This is a genomic window from Rhizobium sp. 01N424 (assembly GCF_056399485.1).
Genome location: NZ_JBFTRK010000020.1, coordinates 45,979 through 52,266, shown reverse-complemented (window position 1 = coordinate 52,266; position 6,288 = coordinate 45,979). Strand labels below are relative to the sequence as shown.

Annotated in this window: 7 protein-coding genes; 3 read left to right on the top strand and 4 right to left on the bottom strand. The window is 56.2% G+C overall.

Going from position 1 to position 6,288, the window contains the following annotated elements; all coding sequences use genetic code 11:
- Nucleotides 1-202 precede the first annotated feature (202 nt).
- A protein-coding gene (locus AC1DNK_RS28685) for an IS3 family transposase (protein WP_477944542.1) occupies nt 203-1,392 on the bottom strand; the annotation gives its coding sequence in 2 pieces (ribosomal slippage) (nt 203-1,140 and nt 1,140-1,392; 1,191 coding nt in all).
- Between the two features lie 495 nt (nt 1,393-1,887).
- On the opposite strand from AC1DNK_RS28685, the gene AC1DNK_RS28680 reads away from it, so the two are divergent.
- Nucleotides 1,888-2,505: a hypothetical protein gene (locus AC1DNK_RS28680; RefSeq protein WP_477944540.1), complete on the top strand. Its 618-nt coding sequence runs from the start codon at nt 1,888-1,890 to the stop codon at nt 2,503-2,505.
- Here the strand turns inward: AC1DNK_RS28680 and AC1DNK_RS28675 are convergent.
- On the bottom strand, nt 2,498-3,085 hold the full coding sequence (locus AC1DNK_RS28675) for a recombinase family protein (RefSeq protein WP_477944538.1): 588 nt from the start codon (nt 3,083-3,085) through the stop codon (nt 2,498-2,500). The genes AC1DNK_RS28680 and AC1DNK_RS28675 overlap by 8 nt on opposite strands.
- Nucleotides 3,086-3,270: 185 nt before the next feature.
- On the opposite strand from AC1DNK_RS28675, the gene AC1DNK_RS28670 reads away from it, so the two are divergent.
- Nucleotides 3,271-3,960, top strand: a complete 690-nt coding sequence (locus AC1DNK_RS28670) for an HNH endonuclease (protein WP_477944536.1) — start codon at nt 3,271-3,273, stop codon at nt 3,958-3,960.
- Between the two features lie 326 nt (nt 3,961-4,286).
- Nucleotides 4,287-4,607 carry a DUF6804 family protein gene (locus AC1DNK_RS28665; protein ID WP_477944534.1) on the top strand — a complete coding sequence of 107 codons (321 nt, stop codon included), beginning with the start codon at nt 4,287-4,289 and terminating at the stop codon, nt 4,605-4,607.
- 213 nt (nt 4,608-4,820) lie between these two features.
- On the opposite strand, the gene AC1DNK_RS28660 is transcribed toward AC1DNK_RS28665, so the two are convergent.
- Both AC1DNK_RS28660 and AC1DNK_RS28655 read right to left on the bottom strand, forming a co-directional pair.
- Nucleotides 4,821-5,810 (bottom strand): hypothetical protein, encoded by a 990-nt coding sequence (locus tag AC1DNK_RS28660; RefSeq protein ID WP_477944532.1) that lies wholly within the window; start codon nt 5,808-5,810, stop codon nt 4,821-4,823.
- Between the two features lie 183 nt (nt 5,811-5,993).
- Entirely contained in the window at nt 5,994-6,119 is a 126-nt protein-coding gene (locus tag AC1DNK_RS28655) for a hypothetical protein (RefSeq protein ID WP_477944530.1), read from the bottom strand.
- Nucleotides 6,120-6,288: the final 169 nt, after the last annotated feature.

The following is a 6,288-nucleotide window of genomic DNA, read 5'->3' as shown; positions in this document are numbered from 1 at the left end:
TAGCCGACGCCCACATTCATCCCTTGACCGGAAGACGCCGGATCAGGCCTACTTCAACGCGCTGGCACCAATGACGGTGGCGGCATAATCGAGGCGGAAATCCACTTAGCGAAACGCCCGAAACTGTTCAGACAAACCGCGCCAGCTCTGTAGACGAGCTTCTGAAGCTTCATTGCGGTCATCTTGACCTGCTACTGAACTTTCATCCAGCGGCGGTTAGAGCCTCGGCGGCTTTGAATACGCCAAGTGGCGTGGTGTGAGCAACCGGCGGAAACGCGAAGCTTTCATCTTGCGCAGCGTTGGAGCCGGTTGCGGCGATGGTCCCGGCATAGTCTGCCGGGGTCTGATATCCGAGCGATGAGTGCGGCCGGAAATGGTTATAATCCTCAGCCCATTCAGCGATGGCGCTGCGGGCATGATCGAGGCCGAAGAAGAGGCTCTCGTTGAGCAACTCGTCGCGCATCCGACCGTTGAAACTCTCGACATAGCCGTTCTGCATTGGCTTTCCCGGCGCGATATAGTGCCACTCGACCTTGTGATCCTTCGACCAGGCAAGAATGGCATTCGAGGTGAATTCGGTGCCGTTGTCGGAGACAATCATGTCAGGCTTGCCGCGTCGTTCGATCAGCGCCGTCAGTTCTCGGGCGACACGTCGACCAGAGATCGATGTGTCCGGGACCGCTGCCAGGCATTCGCGCGTCACGTCATCGACAATGTTGAGCACGCGGAAGCGTCGGCCGCAGGCGAACTGGTCATGCACGAAGTCCAGCGACCAGCGGGCATTGGCCTTCGCTTCAACCAGGATCGGCGCACGCGTGCCGACCGCACGCCGCCGGGCTTTCCGCTTGCGAACGGAAAGACCTTCCTCGCGATAGAGCCGGTAGATGCGATTGACCCCGGACGGCTCTCCGTCCCGCCGAAGCAGGACGAACAGCCGACGGTAGCCGAAACGACGCCGCTCATTGGCGAGATCGCGCAGCTTCGTCCGCAGTTCAACCTCCGGCGGTCGGCTTGACCGGTAACGGATCATCTTGCGGTCGGCGGATATAATCTGGCAGGCCCGCCGCTCCGAAAGACCCATGAGGGCCTTCAGATGCGTGACAGCTTCACGCTGGGCGGCGGGCCCTACCATTTTTTTGCAAGAAGCTCACGGAGCGCGGCTGCATCAAGCATCTGTTCAGCCAGCAGCTTCTTCAGCCTCGCATTCTCGTCCTCGAGCGCCTTCAGCCGCTTTGCCTCGGAGACTTCCATGCCACCAAATTTGGCTTTCCAGTTATAAAACGTTGCTTCTGAAATCCCGTGCTTGCGACAGAGGTCGGCCACCTTCGCGCCTGCCTCCTGCTCCTTCAGCACTGCAATAATCTGCTCTTCCGTAAATCTCTGCTTCTTCATTCGTCCGTCCCTTAATAGGCCGGACTCTAATCCATTCTGGAGGAAATTCTCAGTGGCAGGTCACCCTAGACCTTCCTCGGAGGCTACCCCTTCAACAGTTCATCACAAGCGGGCTCTCCCCCTGTTCGCGAGCGTTGCCCTCAGCAGCCTAGGAGCATTCGTCGGCCTCGCTCTGGTGCTCAACGCGACCAGGTTTGGGTCGATGGGCAGATACCAATTCGCTTCCCGCTCTGACGGCAATATCGTTCGAATGGACACCACCACTGGCGAAATGTCGCTCTGCTATGGCTTCAGCCTCGTTAGACCCAAGTGCCTACCCTGGGGGCATGATGACCGACCATTCAAGACAATCCCGCAGCCTGCGCAGGCCGGTCAGCCGGGAGGTGGCGAATGAGTGTGCAATGGCCCACCCGAGCATCAGTGCTTGTTGGCATTTCTCTACTAGCTCTAGCCTCCTGCTCCGACGATGAGCTGGCAACCCGCAAGCAAGCCTGTGTGGACTACGTCAAGTTTGAGGTGATGGCTCAGGAGGATAGGTCGCAATGCGTGACCGACGAGCAGACCTTCAAGGTCGCCGCAGACAAGATGGCTAGTAGGATGACGAAGAACGTTTACCGTATCTTGGCGGAGACCGCTCAGCGCACTGCAACATCAGCCCGCAGGGTCAACCCCGGCATATACCCAGAGCTTTCTAGTGGCGTGGATTCTATCTCGGCATCCATAGACGGCGAGGGATTGCCGCCTCATTTCTATATCGACATTGAGCAGGTAACTTTCGCTCCGCCGACAGATAAGGGCGACGCTCCACATAGCGCTTGGCAGATAGGCGGCTCTCGCAAAAACATCGCGCACGATACATGGAAACTCGACATTTCCGGCATCGGTCCCCACGACTTTGAGCAGGCTAACGACGTTTGCCCTATCGTTGCCTATTCAAGCACGCTCCCAGGCTGCGGTGCCCGCGTCTTCGTAGACGTTGAACCCGGCCTAGTCCCGGAAATGCCCGAACTGAAGGTAATAGCCATTGAATTTGCTCCACCGACAATCGACCAGGTCCGGCAAATCCTTCTCGAAAACGAGATGGTCCGGTGGCGGCCGAAACCAGCTAGCTAGTGCTGACCGCGTTCGCGCCCAGGGCGCCCTTTACAATCCGGAAGTAGCTGGCACGGCTTATACCGAGTTCTGCTTGTATCTGGGCGGGAGTCTTGCCATCGCGCTTCAGGGCAAGCACCTTGTCGGCTTGTCGTCTAGCGGTCGGTGCCCTGCCCGAATATTTTCCTTCCCGTTTCGCCTTGGCAATTCCTTCCTTCTGTCGCTCCAGCATCAACTCGCGCTCGAACTCGGCGATGGACCCCAACAGGTTTAGCATCAGCTTTCCTGTCGGTGTGGAGGTGTCGAGGTTGAGGGCCAGGATTCGCAACTCTACCCCCTTGTCTCGGAGCCGCGCCGTGATCGCCATGAGGTCAGCCACAGAGCGGGCAAGGCGATCAAGCTTGGTGACGACCAGAATGTCGCCCTCACGGACATAATCCAGAGCACGCTCTAATTCAGGCCGATTGTTCGCCACCGAGGAGACTTCCTCCGTGAAGATTTTGGCGCATCCTGCCGCCCGCAGATCGCGAGTTTGAGCTTCCAGGCCAGCCTTCTGGTCTGCCGTCGAAGTGCGGCCATAGCCAATTATTGCAGTCGTCATCGCAGCCCCTTGAGTCTCACTAGGATCAGTTTCAATGAGACCATTGGTATCAAAAGTCAATACGGTAGCTGTGTGAGACTATTAGGGAGACTTATGGGGAGACTCACAAGGGCTTGGCCTATTGAGACTTATGGAAGGATGGCGTTATAGGCTGGGTGCGTTGCTGAAGGAGGATGGGGCGCAAAATGACGACATCAAAAGAATTTTCAGTTGCACAACTAGTGGCCGAAGCGGAGTTTTCTGCACTGGTTGCGGCTTTCGGATTAAGCGCTTTCTCTACCGCCGATTTCGCTAGCCTATTGGCAAGCAAGCACCCGAATTTGTGGGAAAAGGTTGAGAAACGCTATGGAGCGGGCGGCAAAGGCGCAAAGGTGAGGTACACCGCCTATTCGTTCGCATCGCGCGTTTTGGACTATTGGTCACGACGCGGCTTGGTCGATAAACTCGAATACGAGGAAGCCCCATTGCACTGGGGAAGCGAGGTTATCAGGTATTGGGCACGAGATCGCAACCGGATCGAGGAGGTTCTTTTTCCGGATGAACTCATTCCAGGAGATAGGCTATTCGATGAAGGTGCGGCAATTCCAGTCCAGGTCAATCGCTACGAGCGTGACATGGAGGCCAGGCAGCATTGTATTGATCATTACGGATTGAGATGCTCGGTCTGCGACATTGATTTCGAAGAGCGATATGGTGAGCGTGGTGTGGGCTTTATCCATGTGCACCATCGCGTATCACTAGGTTCTCGTGCCAAATCGCATAAAGTCGACCCGGTGAGGGACCTTGTCCCTGTATGTCCCAACTGTCATGCGATGCTTCACCGAAAGCGTGATGAACTTACCATCGAAGCTCTACGCGAACTTATCAAGAAATAAGCACCTTCGACCTTTGCCAGGGTTGCGTGCCGCAGGTGTTGTGGCGGAAGGGGTTGGTCTAGTTCATGGCAGCCGGCCCCGTCCGCTTTCACCGCAAAAACAATCCCGTCACCCCCCACCGGGGGGGGAATCGCGCGGGAACTGGCACGTAGATCACCTCTCAAATGCGTGACCCCTAGTTTTATAGGGTGCCGCCCTGCTGGCCACGACACAGCCCGAATTTGCGGACGCAGTGTGTGAACGCTCATCAACCCTTGCTTGTGGGCCGACTAGCCAATAGGCTCTGGTTACGAAGATTATTGCGCTGATGAATGCGCGGAGAGCCGATGCGAAACAATCTCATTTTGGTGCCGGTGGTCTTATTGACCGTTGCGGTGTTGCCCTTGCCATACGGCTACTATTCCTTCTTGCGGTTAGCCATCACTTTGAGCGCGGCATATCTGGCATGGGAAGCCTACAGGGAGAAGGATGCATTCAATGGGTGGGCGCTTATTCTCTCGATGGTGGCGTTATTGTTTAATCCCCTCATTCCGGTGTACTTGGATCGCGGAAGTTGGTTCGTCATCGACCTTGCAGTAGCGGGCATCTTCGCGATGCGCTGGTATGTTAGTGCGGAAGGTGACAGCGAGGAGAAATCGGGAAGCTAGGTATCCGCTTCGGGATCGAGACGGTGACGCGCGACGGATTTTTTGTGTCATCTTGCACCCCGACATTCCAGTTGAACGTGCAGGCGACCTTGTGCCCGCCTTATTATCGCTCATGAGAAAATATCCCGACTGCCGGCCCTGAGCTTGGCAGCATAAGGCCGCATGGCGTGCCGTGTGGCAAGCGTCGGGGCAAAACGTCGTGCATTTGGCCGACTATGTGAGAGCGTTATCGCGGCGTTCGACTATCCCGGTTGCGAAGTCTTGAAAGACCTCCAGCATTCTCCGCGAGTGGGCGTGATACGGATTTCTCGCTGCGTCTGGGTTAAGCTGGAGGATGATGCCAGTAAGCACGGTCAAAGCCGCGAAAGCTTCGACTAAACGTGGGCCTTGGCGGCTACCGTGGAGCCCACCGTTGAATTCGTTGTCGAGGCGGTCCACTTCCTTTCCCCACCGCACTGCCAAGTCTGCGGGCGCATGCAGTGCAATGAAAGCCCAAAGCCGGTTTTTATACTGGGGTTGTCCCACAGGCCGCCCCCTATGCAATTCGGTTGACGCCGGGAACAAGGCATCAGCAAGCTGCTCTAAAAAGCGCCGACCGGAAAGGGCCGCTTGGGCGATAGCTTCTTCATTGTCACTATGGGGTAGTCGCTCAAAGGCCGCTGCAAGGGTCCAGAATAGCCTAGGGCTCAGGTCTTCAAGAATGAATGCGAAGTCTGAGGCTCCGTCATCACCATCCGGCGCGAGCTGCGATATCGTACGCTTAAAAACCGCTAGCTGGCTAAAATGCTCGGGAGTGTCGTAGTCATCAAACACGGTACCGTGTGCACCCCTATCCTCCCAACCAACATCATCAAACCCATACCGTCTTACCTCGTCTAGGTCACTCTCAAAGCAAGAATTCTCCTCATCACTCATAGTATAGAATATGCGGCATTTGCTTCCCATTATCCTGTACTGAGTGCCAATATAGCTGCGGAAATATACAAGATGAGGGCCGTAGGAGAAATCGAGCTCCATTGCGCCGAGATAAGCTTTCGTCCGGACCATATTCTTGTGCAATGCCATGGCTATTGGCATGGTGATATTATGAATCACAATGGTGTAAACTGTCGATTGACCAAATGTCTGGTTTAAGCGCTGCACATTTATCTCGGACCACTTAGGCGAAGCGTAAACGCTTTTGAATATTCTGGCTTCATCCACCAGAACGTCCCCTCGGCCCATTTTGACGTGCCGGCCGGACTGCTGCAGGATACCGGACTTAAAGAGTAGCGTATTGGCGGCTATCGCGTAGTTGCTATGGCGCCTAAGGCGCCCTGCGTCAAAGAGAAATGCAGCGTCCAATTTCCGTATCCCCGGTGCATCTAAAACTTGGCGGTCTTACGCTCATGCGTAGCCGCTTGTCCCCCACTCAGCCCGCATTCTCAGCAAGAACGGTTGGCCAAGCCCGCCGTTCTTTTCCACAAAGGCCAGCAGCTCCTCTTTCCACTCATCCAGACGCTCGGCAAGCATCGGGCCAATCCCTCCGCTAAGCTCGGTTGCCGCGAGTGCTTCGAGGATAGCATCAGGCGTCACCTCGCGGCCCAAGGTTCTCAACGCAATACCAACCGCAAGGGCATGCGCAACGAAAAGCTGCTAGGTGAGGCAGAACACGGCGTATCTCCGCCGGAACCCGACGGCA

Excerpts from the sequence above, each read along its gene's own strand:
- AC1DNK_RS28665 (WP_477944534.1), top strand. The coding sequence starts at position 4,287 with ATGCGAAACAATCTCATTTTGGTGCCGGTGGTCTTATTGACCGTTGCG.
- AC1DNK_RS28655 (WP_477944530.1), bottom strand. The coding sequence starts at position 6,119 with ATGCTTGCCGAGCGTCTGGATGAGTGGAAAGAGGAGCTGCTGGCCTTT.
- AC1DNK_RS28675 (WP_477944538.1), bottom strand. The coding sequence starts at position 3,085 with ATGACGACTGCAATAATTGGCTATGGCCGCACTTCGACGGCAGACCAG.
- AC1DNK_RS28670 (WP_477944536.1), top strand. The coding sequence starts at position 3,271 with ATGACGACATCAAAAGAATTTTCAGTTGCACAACTAGTGGCCGAAGCG.